General features: G+C 50.5%; 20 protein-coding genes. 11 read left to right on the top strand and 9 right to left on the bottom strand.

What is annotated here, in order from left to right; translation table 11 throughout:
• Positions 1 to 58 precede the first annotated feature (58 nt).
• The 6 genes from K7P01_RS10510 to K7P01_RS10480 all read left to right on the top strand — a co-directional run bounded on the left by K7P01_RS10510 (position 59) and on the right by K7P01_RS10480 (position 7,154).
• Positions 59 to 2,125: an OmpA family protein gene (locus K7P01_RS10510; protein WP_267292683.1), complete on the top strand. Its 2,067-nt coding sequence runs from the start codon at positions 59 to 61 to the stop codon at positions 2,123 to 2,125.
• A 2-nt stretch (positions 2,126 to 2,127) separates the two neighbouring features.
• Entirely contained in the window at positions 2,128 to 2,772 is a 645-nt protein-coding gene (locus K7P01_RS10505) for a response regulator transcription factor (RefSeq protein WP_267292681.1), read from the top strand.
• 94 nt (positions 2,773 to 2,866) lie between these two features.
• Positions 2,867 to 3,805: a tRNA epoxyqueuosine(34) reductase QueG gene (gene queG / locus K7P01_RS10500; RefSeq protein WP_267295316.1), complete on the top strand. Its 939-nt coding sequence runs from the start codon at positions 2,867 to 2,869 to the stop codon at positions 3,803 to 3,805.
• A 492-nt stretch (positions 3,806 to 4,297) separates the two neighbouring features.
• Entirely contained in the window at positions 4,298 to 5,731 is a 1,434-nt protein-coding gene (locus K7P01_RS10490; protein ID WP_267292677.1) for a BatD family protein, read from the top strand.
• Positions 5,732 to 5,751: 20 nt separating this feature from the next.
• Positions 5,752 to 6,828, top strand: coding sequence for a chorismate synthase (gene aroC, locus K7P01_RS10485; protein WP_267292675.1), 1,077 nt, complete (start codon positions 5,752 to 5,754; stop codon positions 6,826 to 6,828).
• Between the two features lie 113 nt (positions 6,829 to 6,941).
• Positions 6,942 to 7,154 carry a hypothetical protein gene (locus tag K7P01_RS10480; RefSeq protein WP_267292673.1) on the top strand — a complete coding sequence of 71 codons (213 nt, stop codon included), beginning with the start codon at positions 6,942 to 6,944 and terminating at the stop codon, positions 7,152 to 7,154.
• A gap of 81 nt (positions 7,155 to 7,235) precedes the next feature.
• Here K7P01_RS10480 and K7P01_RS10475 read toward each other — a convergent pair whose 3' ends face one another.
• Positions 7,236 to 8,789, bottom strand: a complete 1,554-nt coding sequence (locus tag K7P01_RS10475; RefSeq protein ID WP_267292671.1) for a dicarboxylate/amino acid:cation symporter — start codon at positions 8,787 to 8,789, stop codon at positions 7,236 to 7,238.
• Between the two features lie 140 nt (positions 8,790 to 8,929).
• Here K7P01_RS10475 and K7P01_RS10470 point away from each other — a divergent pair, with 140 nt between their 5' ends.
• On the top strand, positions 8,930 to 9,508 hold the full coding sequence (locus tag K7P01_RS10470; protein ID WP_267292669.1) for a NifU family protein: 579 nt from the start codon (positions 8,930 to 8,932) through the stop codon (positions 9,506 to 9,508).
• A gap of 82 nt (positions 9,509 to 9,590) precedes the next feature.
• Here the strand turns inward: K7P01_RS10470 and rpmA are convergent, their stop codons facing one another.
• The gene (rpmA, locus tag K7P01_RS10465) at positions 9,591 to 9,857 is read right to left on the bottom strand and encodes a 50S ribosomal protein L27 (RefSeq protein WP_254087791.1); all 267 of its coding nucleotides are present in this window, start codon (positions 9,855 to 9,857) and stop codon (positions 9,591 to 9,593) included.
• A 19-nt stretch (positions 9,858 to 9,876) separates the two neighbouring features.
• Positions 9,877 to 10,185: a 50S ribosomal protein L21 gene (gene rplU, locus K7P01_RS10460; protein WP_254087790.1), complete on the bottom strand. Its 309-nt coding sequence runs from the start codon at positions 10,183 to 10,185 to the stop codon at positions 9,877 to 9,879.
• Between the two features lie 480 nt (positions 10,186 to 10,665).
• Here rplU and K7P01_RS10455 point away from each other — a divergent pair, with 480 nt between their 5' ends.
• On the top strand, positions 10,666 to 11,658 hold the full coding sequence (locus K7P01_RS10455; protein WP_267292665.1) for a ribonucleotide-diphosphate reductase subunit beta: 993 nt from the start codon (positions 10,666 to 10,668) through the stop codon (positions 11,656 to 11,658).
• 86 nt (positions 11,659 to 11,744) lie between these two features.
• The gene (locus K7P01_RS10450; RefSeq protein ID WP_267292663.1) at positions 11,745 to 14,213 is read left to right on the top strand and encodes a ribonucleoside-diphosphate reductase subunit alpha; all 2,469 of its coding nucleotides are present in this window, start codon (positions 11,745 to 11,747) and stop codon (positions 14,211 to 14,213) included.
• Between the two features lie 80 nt (positions 14,214 to 14,293).
• On the opposite strand, the gene hemH is transcribed toward K7P01_RS10450, so the two are convergent.
• The 4 genes from hemH to K7P01_RS10430 form a co-directional block, all read right to left on the bottom strand.
• Positions 14,294 to 15,304 carry a ferrochelatase gene (gene hemH / locus K7P01_RS10445; protein WP_267292661.1) on the bottom strand — a complete coding sequence of 337 codons (1,011 nt, stop codon included), beginning with the start codon at positions 15,302 to 15,304 and terminating at the stop codon, positions 14,294 to 14,296.
• 78 nt (positions 15,305 to 15,382) lie between these two features.
• The gene (locus tag K7P01_RS10440; RefSeq protein ID WP_267292659.1) at positions 15,383 to 16,549 is read right to left on the bottom strand and encodes a hypothetical protein; all 1,167 of its coding nucleotides are present in this window, start codon (positions 16,547 to 16,549) and stop codon (positions 15,383 to 15,385) included.
• The gene (locus K7P01_RS10435) at positions 16,546 to 18,378 is read right to left on the bottom strand and encodes a PAS domain-containing sensor histidine kinase (RefSeq protein WP_267292657.1); all 1,833 of its coding nucleotides are present in this window, start codon (positions 18,376 to 18,378) and stop codon (positions 16,546 to 16,548) included. The genes K7P01_RS10440 and K7P01_RS10435 overlap by 4 nt, the downstream gene beginning before the upstream one ends.
• Positions 18,379 to 18,534: 156 nt before the next feature.
• The gene (locus K7P01_RS10430) at positions 18,535 to 18,948 is read right to left on the bottom strand and encodes a hypothetical protein (protein WP_267292655.1); all 414 of its coding nucleotides are present in this window, start codon (positions 18,946 to 18,948) and stop codon (positions 18,535 to 18,537) included.
• Between the two features lie 148 nt (positions 18,949 to 19,096).
• Between K7P01_RS10430 and K7P01_RS10425 the strand changes: the two genes are divergently transcribed.
• On the top strand, positions 19,097 to 19,465 hold the full coding sequence (locus tag K7P01_RS10425; RefSeq protein ID WP_267292653.1) for a hypothetical protein: 369 nt from the start codon (positions 19,097 to 19,099) through the stop codon (positions 19,463 to 19,465).
• Here the strand turns inward: K7P01_RS10425 and K7P01_RS10420 are convergent.
• Complete coding sequence (locus K7P01_RS10420; RefSeq protein WP_267292651.1) at positions 19,459 to 19,878, bottom strand: hypothetical protein; 420 nt, start codon at positions 19,876 to 19,878, stop codon at positions 19,459 to 19,461. The two genes, K7P01_RS10425 and K7P01_RS10420, sit on opposite strands and share 7 nt — an antisense overlap.
• Positions 19,879 to 19,950: 72 nt before the next feature.
• Between K7P01_RS10420 and purN the strand changes: the two genes are divergently transcribed.
• Complete coding sequence (purN, locus tag K7P01_RS10415; protein ID WP_267292649.1) at positions 19,951 to 20,544, top strand: phosphoribosylglycinamide formyltransferase; 594 nt, start codon at positions 19,951 to 19,953, stop codon at positions 20,542 to 20,544.
• On the opposite strand, the gene K7P01_RS10410 is transcribed toward purN, so the two are convergent.
• Positions 20,541 to 21,047 carry a hypothetical protein gene (locus K7P01_RS10410; RefSeq protein ID WP_267292647.1) on the bottom strand — a complete coding sequence of 169 codons (507 nt, stop codon included), beginning with the start codon at positions 21,045 to 21,047 and terminating at the stop codon, positions 20,541 to 20,543. The genes purN and K7P01_RS10410 overlap by 4 nt on opposite strands.
• Positions 21,048 to 21,078: the final 31 nt, after the last annotated feature.

Here is a 21,078-nt window from a genome sequence, read left to right as displayed (position 1 = left end):
ATTGCCCGGCCGGGTATTCCTACGGTAGATTTGTTTAAAATCCAAAAATACCCTCCGTATGAAATACTTGCTAACGATCTGCGCCATGTGTATGGCCGGTTTGCTTATGGCTCAAAAAAACGTTGTATTTCGAGAAGACTTTAACAATAACAACAACAGCTGGTCCACCGGTTTTACGCAGGGCACCGGCGCCATTGCCGACGGTGTTTATACTGTGGACAAAACATCAGGTGACGGGAATTTTTATTTCTATAAAACACAAGCGTACGAGCCGGATAAAGACTATACCGTCGAAGCTTCCATTCGCCAGGTAAGCGGTGTAGAGGACTATGGTTACGGCATGTGCTGGGGCGCGTTTGACAATGCGTATTCTTTTGCCATCAGCTCCAACGGCATGTTCACGATCTATTGTTACGTAAATAAAGAATATACTTCCCTGCTGCCATGGACAAAGAGCGCGGCGATCAAACCGCCCGGTCAGTACAACAAACTTACCATATCCCTAAAAGGCGATAAGCTGTCGTATTACATTAACGACCAACGGGTGCACGAGGCGCCGCCTGTGGCGCTGTGGGGTTTTGATCTGGGGGTATTTGTAGCCCGGACGATGAAGATCCAGACCGACTATATTGAGTTCCGGCAGGATAAGGAAGGCGTTCGGTTGATCGAAAACTATCCCAAAGAACTGATCAAAGAAGATCTGGGACCGAACATCAACACCGAGGTGGGCGAGATTGCGCCCAATATATCGGCCGATGGCAAGACGCTTTATTTTGCCCGCAGCCTGACGGAAACGAACAGCGACATCTTTGTTGCTGAACGCCAGGCCGACGGCAAGTGGAACAAAGCACAGGACATTGGCCAGCCGCTCAACAACATAAGCTATAACTTTGTGATCGGCGTGACACCCGATGGTAACACCTTGTATATCGGCAATACCTATAATGCCGATGGCACGCAGAAAGGACCGGGCCTTTCCGTCAGCCACCGCACAGAGTCGGGTTGGTCTATGCCGCAGGACGTTGTGATTACAAATTTCAAGAACAAGGCCAAGTATGTATACTACAACTTTGCGCCTGACGGCAAGACGCTGATCTTGTGTTTGCAGATGGACGACCGTCGTACGGACCAGGATTTGTATGTAAGCTTTCTACTGCCTGACAATACATGGAGTGAGCCAAAAAATCTAGGCAGGGCACTTAACACTGCCGGTGACGAGCCTTGTGCCTTTGTGGCGGGTGACGGTGTGACGATGTATTTCTCTTCGAACGGCAAGACCGGTTACGGGGGCTATGACGTATTCATCACACGGCGCCTCGACGATACATGGCTCAACTGGTCGGAACCATTGAACCTCGGACCTGCGGTAAACTCCGTAAACGGCGAGCTTTATTATGTTGTGCCGGCTACCGGTGAGTACGCCTATATGTCTATTTACAATGATGCCGCGGTGCGGGATAACCTGGTGCGTGTGCAGGTGCCGGAGAGTGCCAAGCCCAAGCCGGTGGTGATGATCTCGGGTCGGGTGTTGGATTCCAAGACGGGCAAGCCCTTGGCAGCGGATGTGAAATATGAATCGCTTACCACAGGGAAGGAGCTGGGGATAGCCCGGACCAACCCGGTGGATGGTGCATATAAGATCGCGCTGGTATCGGGGCAGGAGTATGGCTTCCTAGCACAGGCCGAAGGGTATTACCCCGAAAGTCAGAGTATCAACACGGGCGATGTGAAAATCTATACCGAGATCACGCGTGACCTATACCTGGGGCCGATTGAAGTAGGGCAGGCTATACGCCTCAACAACGTCTTCTTTGACTTTGCCAGGTTTACGCTTCGTCCGCAGTCGCATGCCGAGCTGAACCGCTTGATCGAGTTCCTCAAAGGCCACCAGACGATGACCATCGAGCTAGGGGGTCATACCGACAATGTGGGAGATGAAGCGACCAACATGAAATTGTCGCAGAATCGCGTGAACGCTGTGAAAGAATATCTGGTGGCAAACGGCATCGATACGAACCGGCTGGTGGCCAAAGGCTATGGTAAGTCCAGGCCGCGGGCAGATAACAAAACGGAAGAAGGGCGCCAAACCAACCGGCGGGTGGAATTTATATTCTTAAAACAGTAGGCATGTCGATACGGTTAGCCATCGTAGACGACAGCGAGTTCGCCCTAAAAGTCATTCTCGAAAAGTTGCTGTTCGAGACGGATCTCAGTCTGAAGGTCACGGCGCAGCACGGTCAAGACCTGCTGGACAAGCTGGCCGAGGACCCGAATGTCGACATTGTGCTGATGGATATTCAGATGCCCCAGTTGGGTGGCATTGCCGCGACGCGTTTGGTACGGCAGCGCTACCCGCAAATCAAGGTCATTATGCTAACGACCTTTGATGACGACGAAACGATCTTTGAGGCCATCTGTGCCGGTGCCACGGGTTACCTGTTGAAGGAGGAGCCCACAGACGCTATTCTATGCGCGTTGGCCGACGCGATGGATGGTGGCGCGGCCATGTCGCCGGGCATTGCGTTGAAGGCGCTGAACCTGATCCGCAGTCCGCTGGGCAGGGTCACTACGCCGGAAGATTCCGGTCTTACCAAACGCGAGGTGGAGCTGCTGGAGCAATTGAAGGACGGATTGAGCTACGATCAGATTGGCGACAATCTTTTTATTAGCACGGGCACGGTGCGCAAGCATATTGAGAACATCTACAGGAAGCTGCACGTGAGCAACAAGGTGAAGGCCGTGTGCAGGGCGACGGAGAACCGCATCATTTAAATTCAGCGCGCGTGCGTGTGTTTTTCCTTCACACTCGCTCTCACGCTCGCTCTGTTTTCTCGCACTCACACTGTTTTTGTACCTTTGGGCGGTGTTGCCAATTCAACGTTATACCGATTTTATCAAAGCAGAAGCCACTCGGTTGGGCTTCAGCTTCTGCGGTATTGCCAAGGCAGAATTTCTGGCGGACGAGGCCCCACGCCTGGAGGCCTGGTTGAAAAAGGGCCACCAGGGCAAGATGAGCTACCTGGAAAATCACTTTGACAAACGCCTGGACCCCACACTGCTGGTGCCGGGTGCGAAGTCGGTGGTGAGCCTGTTGTACAATTATTATCCCAAGCAGGACCTGGCTGCGGAAGGTGGTTTAAAGATCGCCAAGTATGCCTACGGTGAAGATTACCACCTTGTCATAAAGGATAAGTTAAAGACATTTCTCGACCGCATACAAGAGGAGGTGGGCGACGTGCAGGGGAGGGTCTTTGTCGACTCGGCGCCGGTGATGGAGCGCGCCTGGGCGCAACGTGCGGGATTGGGCTGGATTGGTAAGAATAGTCTCTTGTTGAATCGTCAGATGGGCAGCTTCTTTTTTCTGGCGGAGCTAATTATTGATTTGGAGCTGGTCTGTGATGGGCCGGTGAAAGATTACTGCGGCACCTGCACGGCGTGTATGGATGCGTGTCCGACCGATGCGATACCGCAGCCTTTTGTGGTCGATGGCAGCAAATGTATATCGTATTTTACCATCGAACTTAAAGAGCAAATACCGGCCGATGTTCAGGGCAAGTTTGAGAACTGGATTTTTGGCTGTGACATTTGCCAGGACGTGTGCCCGTGGAATCGGTTTGCCAAGCCACACAATGAAGCCAGCTTTGAGCCGCACGGGGACCTGAGTAAATTTTCTACGAACGAGTGGAAAGAGATTACAGCCGAGGTTTTTCAGAAAGTTTTTCGTCATTCAGCCGTGAAGCGGGCCAAGCTGGAAGGGCTGCAGCGTAACATCAGGTTTGTATTGCCTCCTGAAGAGCAGAAATAAAAAAGCCCCTGCTGTCTCTAAGCAGGGGCCCTTCAATCTTTTGTTGGTTTAAAAGATGAACAAGTAGTTAGATGTTAAGCGACGACAAAGCACCTGTTCAGGATGGCTTCGTACTCGCCGGAAAACCTGGCATAGCACCAGTTTCTGAGGTCATTCAATTCATCGGCGATAATCAATTTTATCGCCTTTCGTAGCTCTTTTTCAAAAAGAAGAGCGTCAAAACTCACTTTTGTGAGAATAGTTTTGACATAATTCAGCATGGCAAATGTTTCAGTTGAAAAAATTTAATCCTAACAATCGTTAAGTTACCAAAATAATCTTTTAAATAAAAGAAGATTGTCCAACTTTCGTTGAACTACCGTAAAGCAGGGTAATTTCCGCCCCTGGACCAGATACAAAGTGGTTACCCTGGCTGATTTCGTCTTGCTTTACGGACCTCATGTGTGCGATTAACGTATTTTTGTAACGATGAGTTTTGAAATCGATTTCATTATGAGACGTGTTTTTTCTTTTCGGGTGTTATTTCTGGTGCTGCTGGCAGCGGGGGCCTTCATTGCCCAGGCGCAGACCGTTACCCTGGGACCTGACGCCATTGGCGAGAATCAGGCCTGGACGATTACGGTGACGGTGCAAAATGACCGCTTAAAAAGCTATGACAATTTTCCGGAGATACCTGGCTTCCGTAAGCGGGGCACATCGACGCAATCCTCTACCAACATCATCAACGGCCAGATCTCGTCGTCGTCGAGCGTGATCATGACGTACGTACCCACCAAGCAAGGGGTCGTTACAATTCCTTCTTTTACCATGAAGGTGAATGACAAGCCTGTACAAGTAACCGGTAAAAAAGTAAAGGTAGGGGCCCCGGTACAGCAACAACAAACACGCGATCCGTTCCGCAGTTTCTTTGAAGGCGATGAGGGTGGTACGGAGACTGAGTTCGTGGATGTAAATGAAGATGCCTTCCTGGCCCTTACGACCAACAAAGACAATGTATACGTAGGGGAAGGGTTTAATACGACCATCTCTTTCTTTGTCGCGGAGGACAACCGCGCACCCTTGCAGTTTTACGAATTAGGCCGACAGCTGTCGGAAATTCTCAAGAAGATTAAACCTACTAACTGCTGGGAGGAGAATTTCAATATTGAAAATATCGAAGCCGAGAGTGTGACTGTCAACGGCAAAGGATATTCGCAGTATAAGATATACCAGGCTACCTTGTATCCGCTCAATGCCGAGCCCGTTGTGTTCCCGGCGTTTGACCTGGAAATGATCAAATACAAAGTGGCCAAGAACCCTTCATTCTTCGGTCAGAACCGAAAGGAAGATTTTAAGAGCTTTCGTGCCAAGGCTAAGCGCGTAGTGGTAAAAGAGCTGCCGCCGCATCCGCTGCGCGACGTCGTCGCGGTGGGTGACTATCGCCTGGATGAGCGCAGCCGTAATACTAATTTGGAGACAGGTGCCAGCGGAGTGTATGAGTTTAATATCTATGGTGAGGGGAATATCTCGGCAGTCGAAAAACCGCTGGTGAAGAAGGACGCCAACTTTGAGTTTTATGAACCAAACGTCCGTCAGGATATTAACCGGCAGAAGAACCGTGTGACGGGTACCAAGTCGTTCAGCTACTTCCTGATTCCCAAAGAGCCGGGTCAATACAAGATGAAGGATTATTTCTATTGGGTGTTCTTTAACCCAGCCAAGCAGCGTTATGACAGCCTGCAGCCCAAGCTGGTGTTTACGGTGACGGGTGAAAGCAAGAAAAACGAGGCGATCCAGGCAAACGACCTGGGCAGCTTCTACGACAAGATCGACACGGCGGACAATACCATACACACGATTGCCGACGACCGGTGGCAGAAGTGGGTCTTTAATGCGTTCATCGTTGTTACACTCGGTGCGGCGGCCTTTATCATTTTCCGGAAGTAATCCGCTATCTTCGACCCCGCATGAGCAATTCGTACGGAACTCTTTTTAAAATCTCCACCTTTGGCGAGTCGCATGGTCCTGCCATTGGCGTGGTTATCGACGGCTGCCCCCCGGGCCTGACGTTGGACGAGGCCTTTATTCAAGCCGAGCTGGACCGCCGCAAGCCGGGTCAGTCGAAGATCACGACGCAGCGCAAGGAAGACGATACATTCAAAATTCTGAGCGGTGTATTTGAAGGCAAGACCACAGGCACGCCGTTGGCCATCGTGATTGAAAATCAGGACCAACGTAGCAAAGACTATAGCCACATCGCGGAGGCGTTTCGTCCGTCGCATGCCGATTATACCTACGAAGCAAAGTACGGCATACGCGATTATCGCGGCGGTGGACGCAGCTCAGCCCGTGAGACAGCGGCGCGTGTGGCTGCGGGTGCAGTCGCCAAGCTGTTGCTGCAACGCCTGGGCGTAACCATTCAAGCCTACGTGTCCCAGGTGGGCGACATTAAAGCCCCGCACTATACACAACTGGACCTTAGTAAAACCGAAGATAACATCGTACGGTGCCCGGACGCCGCCGTAGCCGGGCAAATGATCGCCTTGATAGACCAGGTACGTCTGGATCGCGATACCATTGGCGGGTTGGTGACGTGTGTTATTCAGAATACACCGGTAGGCCTGGGCGAGCCGGTATTCGACAAGTTACACGCCGAACTGGGTAAAGCCATGTTGAGTATCAATGCCGTGAAGGGCTTTGAATATGGCAGCGGCTTTGAAGGAATACGCCTGCGCGGCTCGGCGCACAACGATGAATTTTATACCGAGGGAGGCCGGGTGAGAACCCGTACGAACCACTCGGGTGGTATACAAGGCGGTATTTCAAACGGCGAGGATATTTACTTTAACGTGGCCTTCAAGCCGGTGGCTACGATCATGCAAGACCAGGCATCGGTCGACAAGCATGGTCACGAAGCCACCGTCAGTGGCAAAGGCCGGCACGACCCCTGTGTAGTGCCCCGCGCCGTGCCGATTGTAGAGGCCATGGCGGCCCTGGTTCTGGTCGACTTCCTGTTGCGGAACAACGCGACGCGGAATATATAGTGTAGACTTTTTTCAGCAATAATGTATTTCCGTCGCAATACGGATGGATGTGCCCTCGAATATAGGAGGGCATGTCTTTTTCATGGGCGTGTGTGAATAAACTTACAATTACCATGAAAACATTTGCCATCATCCTGATTGTTATTGGCGGCATCATGACAGTCTTTACCGGCTTCACGTTGATCACGAAAAAAGAAGTGGCCGATCTCGGCCCGATAGAAATCAACAAAGAAGAAAAGACTCCGATCTATTGGTCGCCGATCACGGGCGGCATTTTGCTGGCAGCCGGCATTATCGCCTTTGTAGCGAGTCGCCGGACAGCATGAGACAGTGTGAGTGTGAGAGTGAGAGCGAAGAAACCGTAATGCTTCGCTCTCATACTCACGCTGTGTTTGGGCTGTTGTTATTTAATCAAATGTGCCATCGCCTGCGGTGGCGGAATATTCACCTTCCCATTTGGCGACAACGACTGTTGCCAGGCAGTTGCCGATGACGTTCACGGTTGTTCGCCCCATATCCATAATAGCATCGACTGCGAGAATAGCGGTGGCTTTCTGAGAGTCCAGACCCATGGTATCCAGTGTGGAGACTAGAATGAGGAATGAAGCGCCGCGTACGCCAGCTACGCCTTTGCTTGTCAGCATCAGAATAAACACCATGTATATTTGTTGTCCAAACGTAAGGTCGACGCCGGTGGCCTGTGCTATGAATACAGATGCCAACGATAAATATAGTGTGCTGCCGTCGAGGTTAAAGCTGTAGCCCGTGGGCAATACGAACGATATAATTTTACGGGGTACACCAAACTTGCCCAGGTTTTCCATGGCGCTGGGTAAGGCGGCTTCGCTGGTGGAGGTGGCGAAGGCGATCGATACCGGCTCGGAAATGGCACGAATAAATTTCCGGAAGGGCAATTTGATGATCACACCAATCGGTACTAACACCAGTACTATGAAGGCAATCAATGCCATGTATAGTGTGCCGACGAGCATGAACAAATTCTTGAGCATGCCAAAGCCGAAGGTCGCGACGGAGTAGGCCAGTGCACCACCCACGGCGAAAGGTGCTACGTACATGACCATATCGGTGAACTTAAACATGATTTCCGATAGGCTCTCGGCAAAATTCAGCATCGGTTTTTTCTTCGCGTCGTCGGTGACTTTGGCCAGGCCAATGCCGAAGAGTACGCTGAAGACGACGACCTGTAACACATAGTTTTCGGCGACAGCCTTCGCAATGTTTTCAGGAAAGATATCGAGTATAACGTGGTGTTGGTCTTTGGATTTTTCCTGGGCCTTGAGCTTTTCCGCGCGCTCGATCTGTGCCTGCTGGGGTTTCATCTCGGCACCCTCGCCCGCACGGGTCAAGTTGATGGCGGCCAGGCCGATGAAAAGGGCAATGGTGGTGACGACCTCAAAATATAGGATGGCTTTCCACCCCATGCGCCCTACCTGCCTGAGGTTGGAGTGTGCGGCAATGCCGACTACCAGGGTAGAGAAGATAAGCGGTGCGATGATGGTTTTGATCAGGCGGAGGAAAATGCTGCTGAGTACATCGAGGTTGGTCGCAATGGTCGGGAATATATAGCCTACTTCACAGCCAATGAACATGCTGGCGATGATCCAACCGGTGATCGAGTTTTTCTTAAAGGCCAGGGACCCGATGGCGCCCAGCGTTACCCAGCGTGAACCTGCCAGAACAAGGTCGGGTATCGGCGTGGCGTAGGAATGGACCAGGTGCAGTGCCAGCGAAAGTGTAAAAAGCACAAAAACGAGTAGGGCGTTGGTTTTGAACGACGTTACCCGGTCGATGGCGGCCAGGAGGACAACTTCCAGGGCCAGCCAGCTGGTAACAAGAAGCGCATAATCTGGAATGCCGGAGGTTAAAAAATGAGCTATGCGTAGTGCGGCAGCGATGCTTACAGTGCTAACTGCGAGTCGTAAAATCCCCTTCTGTGTCAAGATTACGAATGGTTTAGGTGAACAACCGTTTGTTTTTGAACCGGCAATATAGGAAAAGTTGGGGGCACGGCGGCGAAAGGATTTGCTGGGCGCGAACTTAAATTCGTTAAATTTGTTCCCATCGTATAAACACTAGAAACATGCTACAGGCTGCGCCCAAAAACATACACATCTACCTGGAATCAAACCCTAACCCGAATTCGCTCAAGTTTGTGGTGAACGAAATGCTGGTACCGGAAACGATGAGCTTCGATTTTCCGGATGTAGCCAGCGCGTCTATTTCGCCGCTTGCAGTAGAGCTGTTCTCGTATCCGTTTGTAGGCCGGGTGTTCTTTGCCAGCAACTTCATTACCATTACGAAACAAGGTGACGTAGAATGGTTGGAGATCCAGAACACGATCAAGGATCACATTAAAAAATACCTGGAAGAGGGTAAGTATATTATCGACATTAAGGAAGGTGACGACGCTCCGGCAGAAGAGGAGACCGACACAATCCGTAAGATCAAAACGATTCTGGAAGAATACATTCGTCCGGCGGTGGAGCAAGATGGTGGCGCAATTACCTACCACTCTTTTAATGAAGGGGTGGTGAAGGTGAAGCTACAAGGTTCTTGCAGCGGTTGTCCTTCGTCGATGGTGACGCTGAAGGCGGGTATTGAAAATCTCTTTACGCGCATGATGCCGGGCGAGATCAAATCGGTGGAAGCCCTGGCGTAAGCCGGGATTTAAAGAAATAGGTATAAAAGAAAAAGGCTCCTTTTGGGAGCCTTTTTGCTTATAAAATTAAAAGCGCAATGTCTTATGCTTGAGCAACAACAGGCTCAACTGAAACGAAAGACTTTTCAGCTCTGCCCTTTTTGAAGACTACTACGCCGTTCGTCAATGCGAACAGGGTGTGGTCTTTGCCAATACCTACGTTTTTGCCCGGGTGGTGTTTTGTACCGCGCTGACGCACGATAATGTTACCGGCAATAACTTTCTGACCTCCGAAGATTTTAACGCCAAGGCGTTTGCTTTCTGATTCGCGGCCGTTCTTTACTTTACCTTCGCCTTTCTTATGTGCCATGGATAGAGATCGTTAAGGGTTAACCAATGCTTTCGATTTGTACTTTGGTGTACTGTTGGCGATGGCCGTTCTTCACGACATAGCCTTTTCTGCGTTTCTTTTTAAAGACAATAACTTTATTGCCTTTCACGTGTTCCAGAATCTTACCGGATACGGTAATTCCTGCTACAGTAGGGGCGCCAATAGAAATATCACCACCATTATCAACGAGAAGAACCCGGTCAAAGCTTACAGAAGCTCCGGCCTCTCCGTCCATTTTGGGGGCATAGATGTATTGATCTTTAGCCACTTTGAACTGTTTACCTGCAATGTCTACAATCGCGTACATATGCTATTTTAAAATTGGATTGCAAAGGTAGAGAAAAAATTGAGAATTTTAACACCCGGCGCCAGAATACTTCCTGACGGCCTGCGAGATAGAATATCTATCCACATTTTTTCCGCCGTTTATCGTGGCTTTTACCCACATTTTACCCCATTCGGGACCGAAAAAAAAAGTGTTTTTTTTTGGACTGATATATACCTTAAATCTACCTGAAAAATCCAGTTACTAAACGGTTATTTTACAGGAACTTATCTGTCCACAATGCATCAACAAGTTATCCACATTTGTTGAATTCAGCTTAAAAACCGCGTTTTGATTTTTAGAATGGTTCTATTTCATTTGTACACTTGAAGCTGATCAAGGTCTGGCAGCCGCCGGACTTCTAAGCAAACAAGCATTTTACAGGTTTTGATACGGGGGTGTTCGTTCCGACGGATGCTCGCCTTTTTTGATATTTTGGTAGACCCATAAACCCTATTTATTATGAGCCAGAAAGAGCATGATGAGCCTATTTTAAAGGAAAACAAGGACCGTTTTGTACTGTTTCCTATTCGTCATCATGACATCTGGAAGTTCTATAAACAGGCAGAGGCTAGCTTTTGGACGGCCGAGGAAATTGACCTCAGCCAGGATCTGCGCGACTGGGAGGCTATGAATGACGGCGAACGTCATTTCATCAGCCATGTATTGGCGTTTTTTGCGGCCAGCGATGGCATTGTAAATGAGAACCTGGCCGAGCACTTTGTGTCGGAGGTACAATACACAGAAGCCAAGTTTTTCTACGGCTTCCAGATCGCCATTGAAAACATACACTCAGAGACCTATTCCCTGCTGATCGATACCTATGTAAAAGACGCCCGCGAGAAGGACAAGTTGTTCAACGCCATTGATACAATGGACTGTGTGAAGAAGAAAGCTGACTGGGCGCTACGCTGGATTGATCAGGGTAACTTCCAGGAACGTCTGATAGCGTTTGCTGCCGTAGAAGGCATTTTCTTCTCGGGGTCTTTTTGCTCCATTTTCTGGCTCAAAAAACGTGGTCTGATGCCTGGCCTGACTTTTTCCAATGAATTAATTTCGCGCGACGAAGGTTTACACTGCGACTTCGCTTGCCACCTGTATACGCAACACGTTGTAAGCAAATTGCCAGAGCAAACGGTTACGGACATTATCCGTGACGCTGTGGCGATTGAGAAAGAATTTGTGACGGATGCATTGCCGGTGAACCTGATCGGTATGAACGCCGTCCAGATGTGCCAATACATCGAGTTTGTTGCCGATCGTTTGCTGGATGAGCTGGGTTGTAAGAAAATCTACAATGCGACGAATCCGTTCGATTTTATGGATATGATTTCGCTGAGAGGCAAAACCAACTTCTTTGAAAAACGTGTAGCAGAATACCAGAAGGCTGGTGTATTGAAGAGCAGTGAAAAGGATCATTCCGCTCCGAAATTTTCGCTAAACGAAGATTTTTAATTAAGAATTAAGACAAGATTTTTAATTACCTTAAGACACTTTTTTAACTTTTTCCACAACAACCCTTAACTCCCCCTTTTTCCACGATGCTTGTAGTAAAACGCGATGGACACAGAGAGTCGGTAAAATTTGACAAAATCACCGCTCGCATCGAAAAACTCTGCTACGGATTAGATCCGAAGTTCATCAATCCTGTTGAAGTGGCCATGAAGGTGATCAATGGCCTGTATGACGGCGTTTCTACCCAGGAACTGGACAACCTTGCTGCTGAGATCGCGGCGACGTTGACCACCAAACATCCGGATTTTGCCAAGCTGGCAGCCCGTATTGCCGTGTCAAACCTGCACAAGGTCACGAGCAAGTCGTTCTCCAGCACGATGAAACGACTGTACACGTACATTGACCCGAAAACGGGCCAAAATGCACCGCTTGTTTCGAAAGAAACATATCGTGTGATTAAAGAGCATGCTGCCGAGCTGGACGCTGCGATCATCTATGACCGCGACTTCGCTTACGACTATTTCGGGTTCAAGACCCTGGAGCGTTCGTACCTGATGAAGGTCGACGGTAAGATCGTAGAACGCCCGCAGCACTTGTTGATGCGTGTAGCGGTAGGCATCCATGGCGACGATATCGCCGCGGCCATTGAGACCTACAACCTGCTGTCTGAAAAATGGTTTACGCACGCGACGCCGACGTTGTTCAACGCCGGTACGCCGAAGCCGCAGCTGTCTTCATGTTTCCTGCTGACCATGCAGGACGACAGCATCGACGGTATATATGACACCCTGAAGCAATGTGCGAAGATCTCTCAATCCGCTGGTGGAATCGGGTTGAGCATCCACAACATTCGCGCGAAGGGTTCTTACATCAAAGGAACGGGTGGAAACTCGAACGGCATCGTGCCGATGCTGCGTAACTTCGACATGACAGCACGTTATGTTGACCAAGGTGGTGGAAAGCGTAAGGGAAGCTTCGCCATTTACCTGGAGCCGTGGCACGCCGACATTTTCGACTTCCTGGACATGAAGAAAAACCATGGTAAAGAAGAGATGCGTGCGCGCGATCTGTTCTACGCCCTGTGGATCTCCGATCTGTTCATGAAGCGTGTGGAAAACAACGAAATGTGGTCGTTGTTCTGCCCGAACGAAGCACCTGGCCTGGCCGAGGTATGGGGCGAGGACTTCGAGCGCCTGTATGAGAAATATGAAAAAGAAGGACGCTACCGTCGTCAGGTGAAAGCACAAGACCTGTGGTTCGAAGTGCTGGAGTCACAGATCGAGACGGGTACGCCATACATTCTATATAAAGACGCCGCCAACCGTAAGTCGAACCAGAAAAACCTGGGTACGATCAAGTCGAGCAACCTGTGTACCGAGATCATCGAGTACACAGCGCCGGACGAAGTAGCGGTATGTAACCTGGCATCGCTTGCCCTGCCGAAGTTTGTAACAGAGGAAGGTCGTTTCGATCACCAGAAGCTATACGAAATCACCAAGGTAGCAACGCGCAACCTGAACAAGGTAATCGACATCAACTACTACCCGGTACCGGAGGCACGCAACTCAAACATGCGTCACCGTCCGATCGGTCTGGGTGTACAAGGTCTTGCCGACGTGTTCATCCTGCTGCGCATGCCGTTCGACTCAGAAGAGGCTCGCCGCCTGAACGAAGATATTTTCGAGACCATCTACTTTGCCGCCATGGAAGCTTCTATGGAGGAATCCAAGGTCCACGGCCCATACGAAACCTTCAAAGGTTCACCCGTATCGAAAGGTATCTTCCAATTCGATATGTGGGGTGTGACGCCGAAAAGCGGTCGCTGGGATTGGGAAAACCTGAAACGCGAAGTGAAGCAGCACGGTGTGCGCAACTCGCTGCTGGTGGCACCGATGCCGACAGCGTCTACGTCGCAGATCCTCGGTAACAACGAGTGTTTCGAACCGTATACTTCGAACATCTATACCCGTCGTACCCTGTCAGGCGAATTCATCATCGCGAACAAACACCTGATGAAAGACCTGATGAGCCTCGGCCTGTGGAGCGAAACCATGCGTCAGAAACTGATCGCTGCCAATGGTTCGATCCAAAACATTCCCGAGATTCCGCAGAATATTAAAGATATCTACCGGACTGTATGGGAGATCTCCCAGAAGTCGATTATCGATATGTCTGCAGACCGTGGTGCTTATATCTGCCAGTCGCAGAGCCTCAACATTCACTTGACGAACCCCAACTTCGGCAAGTTGACGTCGATGCACTTCCACGCCTGGAAGAAAGGTTTGAAGACCGGCATGTACTACCTGCGTACTACTGCTGCCGCTGACGCAATCAAGTTCACGCTGGACAAAGTTGCTGCTGCAGAAGTGGCAACCGTGACGGCCCCGGTAAATGAAGGTGTTGAAGCGCCTGTGGCTGTTGCCGAGCCGGTGATAGCCGATGTACAGCAACAAACGCTGGCCTACGGTAACACAATGTCCGCCTATGATCAAAAGCTTTCTGACATGGCTTGCTCGCTCGATAATCCCGATGCGTGCGAGGCTTGCGGTAGCTAATAGCAAAAGCCTATAAAGAAGAAGCCCGGCCAAATTGGTCGGGCTTTTTTGTTTCTATAGGCTATTGGCGTTATGCTTTATTAATGTCCTTTCACCAGATCGCGTAAGCAGTCAATCCATAGCGCGCTATCATTCAAACTTTCCACCAGCTGTACTTTCTCTCCGCCGTGTTCGTGGAAGATCTCCTGGTACTCATCGCCGATCTCGATGATGGTTTCGAGGCAGTCTGCGGTGAAGGCCGGGGAGAAGGCCAGGATTTTTTTCATGCCTTTGTCGCCGCATTGGCGCACTACTTCGTCCGAGAAGGGCATAAGCCATTTTTTGTCCAGGCGTGACTGGAAGCAGACTGTGTATTTCTCCGCGGGTATGTTCAGCTTAGCGGCTAGCAGACGCGTGGTGGCATAGCAGGTCGCTTTGTAACAGTACTGGTTGTCTTCGGTAATGGAATGTTCGCAGTCGTGGTCTTTACAGGCGCCTTCGTCATACACTTTATCGACCTGGCGCTCGGGCAGGCCGTGGTAGGAGAACAGCACGTGGTCGTAGTCGGCGATGTTGTATTTGCGGCCCCGCTCGGCAAAGGCTTCAATAAAGAGCGGGTGGTCGTAGTACTGGCTGATGAATTTCACTTCAGGAATCACCCACCAGGTGCGCAGCACGCGCATCACCTCTTCCAGGGCAGAGCCAGTGGAGGCCGAAGCGTACTGCGGGAACATGGGCAGCACAATGATCTTTTCGTAATGCTTTTTGCGCATCGTTTCCAGTACGGCGGGAATCGACGGATTTTTATACCGCATCGCCAGGTGCACTTCGTAGTCGTCGCCGAGCGAGTCGTCGAGCAGGGTCTTGACACGCTCGCTGTAGTACAGCAGTGGAGAGCCATTGGCAGTCCATAGCTTCTGGTAGATCTTAGCCGATTTCGGAGCCCGGAAGGGCACGATGATGAGGTTTACCAGGATTTTGCGCAGCAGCCACGGGATGTCTATGACCCGGGGATCGTTCAAAAACTGCGACAGGTAGGAACGGACATCGCTTACCGAGGGGCTGTCGGGTGTACCCAGATTGATCAGGAGGACTCCGGTTTTGCTTTTCATGTGTTTTCTTCGGGCTGCAAGTTTAGCGATAAACAAGCATCCATGAAAAGAAGTTTAACGGCGAAACGCCCGGGCTGGTCATTTAAGGATTGGTGCCCGCCGGAAGGGTTTGGTCTCGTCAAAAAGCTTACGGTACGTGGCGTGGCGCTTAGACACCTCGCCGCCCACTTGCTCTACGACCAGGATCATTTTAGGGTTAAAGTCGCCGATCCAGTTCATTTCGTACTGCGTATAGCGTCCGTCGGGCTGCAACACGTCCCGGGCGTAAGTAATCATGGCCCCGTCCACACCTTTGCCCTGGTGCTCGGGCACTACGCCGAACAGGATGCCAAAGGCCTTCTTGTTTGTTTTCAAAAGTGTATGCCACACAAACTTGAGCTTGCCCAGCCAGTTCATTTTGCCGTCGACGTATTTAAAAATCTGGTTGATCTCGGGCAGCGACAGAAAGAATGACACGGGTTCGCCTTTGTAGAAGCCGAAGTACAGCAGCTTGGGGTCGAGAATGGGTTTCATCTGCTGCACAAGCAGCTTGGCTTGTGCCATGGTGAGCTCGGGGTTTTCCGAACGGTTGGCCCACGCCTTGTTATATACGGTGAGCAGATACTCGGCCAACTTGCCCAGCTCTTGCTTTTTCAGGTAGCGGAAGTCGTAGTTCGGGTCGCGCCGGCAGAGCGCAGCTTTTTCGTCCAGCCGGGGCGATAGCGGGCCTTGCACTCCGCGTGCGAAGGTCAGCTGGTAGAAGTATACCTGAAAGCCGTAGGCTTCGAAGAAATGCTGGTAGTATGGAAAGTTATAGTTACACTGGTAGTTGGGCTCGTGGTCAAACCCCTCGATGAGCAACCCCCACCAGCGGTCGCGGCTGCCAAAGTTGATGGGCCCGTCCATCGCCTCCATGCCTTTGGCCTGTAACCAGGTCTTGCATTGGTCGAGTAGTGCGAACGCGGCGGCACGATCTTCAATACATTCAAAGAAGCCCATGCCCCCCGTAGGCTGGTCGTTGCCTTTGTGTACGATCTTTTCGTTAACGAAGGCGGCTACGCGGCCGATGGTTTGGCCGGCGTCGTCTTGCAGCAGCCAGCGTATACATGCGCCATGACGAAAGGTTTTGTTCTTTTCGGGATCAAAGACATTGTCTATATCGGCGTCGAGGGGACGTATCCAAACCGGGTGATCTTTGTAAAGCCTTACTGCAAACTCAATAAATTCGCGCGCGTGTGCCGCTGTTATTACTTCTACGATTTTCATGATTGATCGTCCACTGCCTGGGGCGTATTCACCAGGACAATATTACTGATGCGGTTGGGCAGGATAATGCTGAACCGTGTGCCCTGGTTCACCTGGCTGGAAACGTTGATCTGTCCACCCAGTTTATCGACCGCGTTCTTTACAATATATAATCCAATACCCGAGCCATCCGATTGCTCGGTGGCGCGGTAAAACATTTCAAAGATCTTCGCCAGGCTGACGTCGTCAATACCGATGCCGTTGTCGGAGAAGTTAATCTCGGCGCGGCGCTGGTCGATCAGTATTTTTATACGGATCTCGGGCCGCTCGATGTTCAGCTGCCGGTATTTGATGGCGTTGGAAATAAGGTTGCGGAAGATCTCGGAAATACGCCATGGGTCGCTGTAAAAAGCAATACCCGAAATCTTGACGCTGCGCTCCATGTCTTTTGCACCTTGCAGGTAGTTCAGGTCTTTGAACGTACGCTCGATGATCTGTTCAAAATCTACCTGACTGGTGGTGATGTCCATCTTCAGGTTTTTGGAGTGGCTGAGTACATCGCCGATAAAATGGTCGAGGTGCTCCACCTTTTCGCCGATGATGTCAATGTAGTCCATTGGGTTGTCGGTATTGCCGGGCAGGCGGGCCAGGTTTACAAGACCCAGGATGGACGACAACGGCGCGCGCAGGTCGTGCGATACTTTATAGACAAAATTGTCAAGCTCGGTATTTCTGATCTTGAGCTCTTCTTCTACTTTCTTGCGATCGGTAAAGTCAACGTATACGCCGTAGATGCCGATGGTTTGGTTCTCCATCATCACAGGCATGCCGTAGAGTATCACATTTACCAACTTGCCGCTGCGGTGCTTGCGAATGGTTTCGATGCTCACAATGCGGCTGCTGGTAATAAGGTTGTTCAGGTCAACACCTTCGTGCACCAGCTCTTCGGGCACGATGAAGTCGTTTATGCTTTTTCCCCTCAGCTCGTCGAGGGTAAAGCCAAACATTTCTTCGAAGCCTTTGTTGACCTGCTCTACTTTACCGGTCTCCGTCAATAGCACCACGGCCATAGGTACATTCTGGAACAGCTGTGCCAGCAGCGTTTCATTTTTCTTGATACGCTCTTCGGTCTGTTTGCGCTCAGTAATATCGCGGAAAATGACTTGTACACAGGGCTCGCCCTGGAAGGTAAAAGGTGACGCCATTGTTTCGACGTCAATCACGCGGCCATCCATGCGTACATATTGTTGCTCGACCATGGGCGAAGGCATACCTTCGGCTACTTCGCGCATGCGGCGCATAATGCGCGGATGATACTCGGGGTGTACAAAGTTTAATACATCGGTGCCGAGCAGCCCTTGCGATTTTCTAGCGCCGAGTATTTGGTGCGCCTGTACGTTGGCGAAGATGAGCTTGCCTTGTTTGTGAATGACTACGCCGATGGGCAGTCGCTCAACCAGGTTGAGATAGCGCAGCTCGGTTTCACGTGCGGAGGCTTTGCGTCCGGTGATATCTTGTATTACACCGCGGCGAATAATGGTGCCGTCGGGTTCTATAGCATGGTTGGCGCGGGCTTCAATCCAAAGGATGTCGCCGCGTACGTGTACACGTCCTTCCCAGTGCCAGTCGCGTCCCTCCTGTAAACTCTGTTCAACAGAGGCAGTAAGACCGGGACGATCGTCTTCGTGTATTATAGCTTCCAGTACGGATGCATCTTCCATTACCTTTTTGGGAGATACTCCTAAAATGGGCTCTGCAGATTCACTCATGAACGTAAACCGGCTTATTCCATCCGGATACACTGCATATTCATAAATAACAGCGGGTAGGTTCCTGATGAGGTCCTGCATAGGTTTAGGAGGGCAAACGCATTGACATAAAGGTTTACGGGGGAGTTCGAGGGTTATTAACTCCGCAAGATAATGCTATGCCCTATAAAAACAATGTGGATATAGCGTTTCTCCAAATAATGTACGTTTGACACAAAACAACGGTGTTTTGTGGTGTTATGCGCTCATTTCTTTCAGCCATTGCTTGGCTTCTTCCAGCACATCAAAATACCGTACATATACTTTCTCGGAGCCCTCGGTCATTTCGCGGATCGTGAGCTGGGTAAATTTATTAGAGGGCATGACGATGGCCAGGTAGCGTATGCCGGCCTCTGCCATAGAGGGCAAGACATAGTCTTTAAAATAGCGTACGTCTTCGTCCAGTACCGGGCCCGCTGTGCGGCTGTCGGTCAGCATCTGAAGATTGGGAAAATTAGCTCTTTCACGGTGCATTAGCTCCAGCCGCTTTATTTGGACAAGCTGATAGTGTTCGCTGAAGCGTGGAATGCCGTTTAGCGTGACCTGAATGCAGGGAATGGAGGCATCCAGTTCAATGATTGCGTACTCATCCTGGTAATACGGACTTGACATACAGTAGAAGGGCTTTGCCGGGTTTCGGGCGTACAAGTTTAGCGACAATTTATGACGTTGTAAAATTATTGGTGACAATCACCCCATAACTTCGTCGGAGTGTAAACTAATTTTTTACATATATTTGTAAAAGGTTACTTATTACGTTATGGTACCTGTCGAAATCGGGCAAAAAGTCAAAGAAGTCTTTGACAGTAAGCAAATGAAACTGACGGATTTTGCGGATTCCCTGGGAACCGTCCGCCAGAATGTCTATCGTATTTTCCGTAAGCGTCACTTAGATACGGGGCTTTTGCTGAAAATATCCCAAGTATTGGAACATAATTTTTTTCAATATTATGTGGATCCGCATGCCGCCGCCCAGGCTGCTCCACCTGCCGCCACTTCGGCTGATTTTGAGGACCAATTGGCCCTTTCCCGCAAAGAAATTGACTACCTCCATAAGATCATCAAGCTGATGGAAGAGAGATCGCAGCTCATCCAGGAGCTCGAGGCGAAAGAAGTAAGGCTTTATTGACGTAGTCGTTCTACGCGTACCGCAAAATAGGGTGTGTCACCCCGCCAGGAAAAACGTGCATAACGTTTGATGTAGTACAAGTTTACACGTTCGCCACTCAGGGCTACTTCCTGCAATTGCTTAATGAGCTCCTGGTCGCCTTTTTCCACCGAAAAATCAAATGATTCTGCTATGGGACTGGCGCCGCGCAGAGCCCCGAACGTTTCCAGGTTGATTTTACCTTCGTAGGTTTTAAACATGACCCCTTTTTCGCTCACGCGCAGGATTTTGCCGGCCATAACGCCTTCTTCATACGTTCCCCAATAATAAAAAGAGAAGACCGCGACGCCCACCACAAGGGCGGCGATCAGGACGATCCGGAAGATTTTTTTCGTGGTGCGTTTCACGCTGGTGCCAAAGGTTTGCGGTTCCATGGAGGGTAGGGATTGAGCTGCAAGGTAACAATGTTTTAAAAGATGTAAGTCTTTGTTTCTTTTGCAGTCCGTATGGCAAAAAAATACCGCATCGCTATCCTGGCGTCAGGCAGCGGCACCAATGCAGCAAATCTCTTTTCCTATTTCGAGCATCACCCCACGATCGAAGTCGTGCTGTTGTTGAGCAACAACCCAACGGCCTTTGCCTTGGAACGCGCCCGGCGGGCGGGTATTGAGGCGAAAGTATTTGACCGCCAGCAGTTTCGCAATACACCCGAGGTGGTTCAGTGGCTGCAGGAGCGGGGCGTGACCCACGTGGTGCTGGCAGGCTTTCTATGGTTGATACCCGGTAACCTGATACAGGCGTACCCCGACCGGATCATCAACATTCACCCGGCGCTTCTTCCGGCATATGGAGGCAAGGGCATGTATGGCATGAACGTACACACGGCCGTGAAGCAAGCGGGCGAAGCGGAGACAGGCATTACCATTCACGAAGTGAACGAACATTACGACGAGGGCACCGTGCTGTTCCAGGCACGCTGTGGGGTAACATCCGACGATACGGCCGAAGCTATTGCGGTAAAGGTGCACGCATTAGAGTATGAACATTACCCACGGCAGATCGAGCGCTGGGTGTTGGGAGAAAGAGGCGGGAACGGCTAAGCCACCCGGATGCGGAGGATGCCTTTTTGAGAGTCGATCTTCACCTCGAAGAACTTGGTGATGAAGGAGCTTAGGCGCAGGCCTGCCATTTGAGGCGTGTAGTCTTCCGGATAGAATACGGTCAGCTCAAGAATGGCCCGCAGGAACTGCTCGTGGCGACAAAACTCTTTGGTCCATTGGCGGAATGTTTCGGGCCACTCTGCTTCGTATTTTTCGCGTGGGTCGCGGCCGTCGAAGATAAACTCCAACTGGTTGTCGCTGTAGTATTTGAACCGGTATACGCCCGCCAGGATCAGATAGAACTCGTGCAGGTGGTCGTAATTGTTTGTGGGATGGTCCTGGATGCGCAACGTAGTATCGTCGACAATACCCAGGGGGTTGAATCGCAACAGATAGGCTACCTTGACGTAGTCCACCATGTACTGCAGGAGGTTATTTTCCAGGGAGACCTGTACTTGTTCGAGTACATAATTCTTATCTCGCGGAAAAAACTTTCGATGCACGGTGTACTGGCGGTTAATTCCCAAAGGTAAT

Source organism: Parachryseolinea silvisoli, from assembly GCF_021190955.1.
GTDB classification, from domain to species: domain Bacteria; phylum Bacteroidota; class Bacteroidia; order Cytophagales; family Cyclobacteriaceae; genus Ohtaekwangia; species Ohtaekwangia silvisoli.
This window is presented reverse-complemented; position numbering and strand designations above follow the sequence as displayed.

What these genes read in the sequence shown, in the direction of transcription:
- K7P01_RS10505 (WP_267292681.1), top strand. Translation starts at nt 2,128, where the DNA reads ATGTCGATACGGTTAGCCATCGTAGACGACAGCGAGTTCGCCCTAAAA.
- aroC (WP_267292675.1), top strand. Translation starts at nt 5,752, where the DNA reads ATGAGCAATTCGTACGGAACTCTTTTTAAAATCTCCACCTTTGGCGAG.
- K7P01_RS10440 (WP_267292659.1), bottom strand. Translation starts at nt 16,549, where the DNA reads ATGAAAATCGTAGAAGTAATAACAGCGGCACACGCGCGCGAATTTATT.
- K7P01_RS10450 (WP_267292663.1), top strand. Translation starts at nt 11,745, where the DNA reads ATGCTTGTAGTAAAACGCGATGGACACAGAGAGTCGGTAAAATTTGAC.
- K7P01_RS10430 (WP_267292655.1), bottom strand. Translation starts at nt 18,948, where the DNA reads ATGTCAAGTCCGTATTACCAGGATGAGTACGCAATCATTGAACTGGAT.
- purN (WP_267292649.1), top strand. Translation starts at nt 19,951, where the DNA reads ATGGCAAAAAAATACCGCATCGCTATCCTGGCGTCAGGCAGCGGCACC.
- K7P01_RS10490 (WP_267292677.1), top strand. Translation starts at nt 4,298, where the DNA reads ATGAGACGTGTTTTTTCTTTTCGGGTGTTATTTCTGGTGCTGCTGGCA.
- K7P01_RS10420 (WP_267292651.1), bottom strand. Translation starts at nt 19,878, where the DNA reads ATGGAACCGCAAACCTTTGGCACCAGCGTGAAACGCACCACGAAAAAA.
- hemH (WP_267292661.1), bottom strand. Translation starts at nt 15,304, where the DNA reads ATGAAAAGCAAAACCGGAGTCCTCCTGATCAATCTGGGTACACCCGAC.
- K7P01_RS10425 (WP_267292653.1), top strand. Translation starts at nt 19,097, where the DNA reads ATGGTACCTGTCGAAATCGGGCAAAAAGTCAAAGAAGTCTTTGACAGT.
- K7P01_RS10480 (WP_267292673.1), top strand. Translation starts at nt 6,942, where the DNA reads ATGAAAACATTTGCCATCATCCTGATTGTTATTGGCGGCATCATGACA.
- K7P01_RS10435 (WP_267292657.1), bottom strand. Translation starts at nt 18,378, where the DNA reads ATGCAGGACCTCATCAGGAACCTACCCGCTGTTATTTATGAATATGCA.
- K7P01_RS10455 (WP_267292665.1), top strand. Translation starts at nt 10,666, where the DNA reads ATGAGCCAGAAAGAGCATGATGAGCCTATTTTAAAGGAAAACAAGGAC.
- K7P01_RS10510 (WP_267292683.1), top strand. Translation starts at nt 59, where the DNA reads ATGAAATACTTGCTAACGATCTGCGCCATGTGTATGGCCGGTTTGCTT.
- rpmA (WP_254087791.1), bottom strand. Translation starts at nt 9,857, where the DNA reads ATGGCACATAAGAAAGGCGAAGGTAAAGTAAAGAACGGCCGCGAATCA.
- rplU (WP_254087790.1), bottom strand. Translation starts at nt 10,185, where the DNA reads ATGTACGCGATTGTAGACATTGCAGGTAAACAGTTCAAAGTGGCTAAA.
- K7P01_RS10470 (WP_267292669.1), top strand. Translation starts at nt 8,930, where the DNA reads ATGCTACAGGCTGCGCCCAAAAACATACACATCTACCTGGAATCAAAC.